At 51.9% G+C, this 1724-nt stretch carries 1 tRNA gene and 1 rRNA gene; both read left to right on the forward strand.

Annotated elements, in window-relative coordinates:
• The first annotated feature begins 49 nt into the window (after positions 1-49).
• Positions 50-1598, forward strand: a 16S ribosomal RNA gene (locus P7J36_RS11345).
• A 52-nt stretch (positions 1599-1650) separates the two neighbouring features.
• Positions 1651-1723: transfer RNA gene (locus tag P7J36_RS11350), tRNA-Ala, on the forward strand.
• Position 1724: the final 1 nt, after the last annotated feature.

Here is a 1724-nt window from a genome sequence, read left to right on the forward strand (position 1 = left end):
AAAACAATAAAACGGAAAGCTAGCAATAGCTTGAGTTTGAATCAAAACTTTTTATGAGAGTTTGATCCTGGCTCAGGACGAACGCTGGCGGCGTGCCTAATACATGCAAGTAGAACGCTGAAGTCTGGTGCTTGCACAAGACGGATGAGTTGCGAACGGGTGAGTAACGCGTAGGTAACCTGCCTCATAGCGGGGGATAACTATTGGAAACGATAGCTAATACCGCATAACAGTATTTACCGCATGGTAGATACTTGAAAGGAGCAATTGCTTCACTATGAGATGGACCTGCGTTGTATTAGCTAGTTGGTGAGGTAACGGCTCACCAAGGCATCGATACATAGCCGACCTGAGAGGGTGATCGGCCACACTGGGACTGAGACACGGCCCAGACTCCTACGGGAGGCAGCAGTAGGGAATCTTCGGCAATGGGGGCAACCCTGACCGAGCAACGCCGCGTGAGTGAAGAAGGTTTTCGGATCGTAAAGCTCTGTTGTAAGAGAAGAACTGTGAGAAGAGTGGAAAGTTTCTCATTTGACGGTATCTTACCAGAAAGGGACGGCTAACTACGTGCCAGCAGCCGCGGTAATACGTAGGTCCCGAGCGTTGTCCGGATTTATTGGGCGTAAAGCGAGCGCAGGCGGTTTGATAAGTCTGAAGTAAAAGGCTGTGGCTTAACCATAGTACGCTTTGGAAACTGTCAAACTTGAGTGCAGAAGGGGAGAGTGGAATTCCATGTGTAGCGGTGAAATGCGTAGATATATGGAGGAACACCGGTGGCGAAAGCGGCTCTCTGGTCTGTAACTGACGCTGAGGCTCGAAAGCGTGGGGAGCGAACAGGATTAGATACCCTGGTAGTCCACGCCGTAAACGATGAGTGCTAGGTGTTGGGTCCTTTCCGGGACTCAGTGCCGCAGCTAACGCATTAAGCACTCCGCCTGGGGAGTACGACCGCAAGGTTGAAACTCAAAGGAATTGACGGGGGCCCGCACAAGCGGTGGAGCATGTGGTTTAATTCGAAGCAACGCGAAGAACCTTACCAGGTCTTGACATCCCAGTGACCGTCCTAGAGATAGGATTTTTCTTCGGAACACTGGTGACAGGTGGTGCATGGTTGTCGTCAGCTCGTGTCGTGAGATGTTGGGTTAAGTCCCGCAACGAGCGCAACCCCTATTGTTAGTTGCCATCATTTAGTTGGGCACTCTAGCGAGACTGCCGGTAATAAACCGGAGGAAGGTGGGGATGACGTCAAATCATCATGCCCCTTATGACCTGGGCTACACACGTGCTACAATGGCTGGTACAACGAGTCGCAAGTCGGTGACGGCAAGCTAATCTCTTAAAGCCAGTCTCAGTTCGGATTGTAGGCTGCAACTCGCCTACATGAAGTCGGAATCGCTAGTAATCGCGGATCAGCACGCCGCGGTGAATACGTTCCCGGGCCTTGTACACACCGCCCGTCACACCACGAGAGTTTGTAACACCCGAAGTCGGTGAGGTAACCATTTAGGAGCCAGCCGCCTAAGGTGGGATAGATGATTGGGGTGAAGTCGTAACAAGGTAGCCGTATCGGAAGGTGCGGCTGGATCACCTCCTTTCTAAGGAAATGGAACCTGTACGTTAGTCTTCTTTAATTTTGAGAGGTCTTGTGGGGCCTTAGCTCAGCTGGGAGAGCGCCTGCTTTGCACGCAGGAGGTCAGCGGTTCGATCCCGCTAGGCTCCAT

The sequence above is a fragment of the Streptococcus suis genome (genome assembly GCF_046032115.1).
GTDB classification, from domain to species: domain Bacteria; phylum Bacillota; class Bacilli; order Lactobacillales; family Streptococcaceae; genus Streptococcus; species Streptococcus suis_AJ.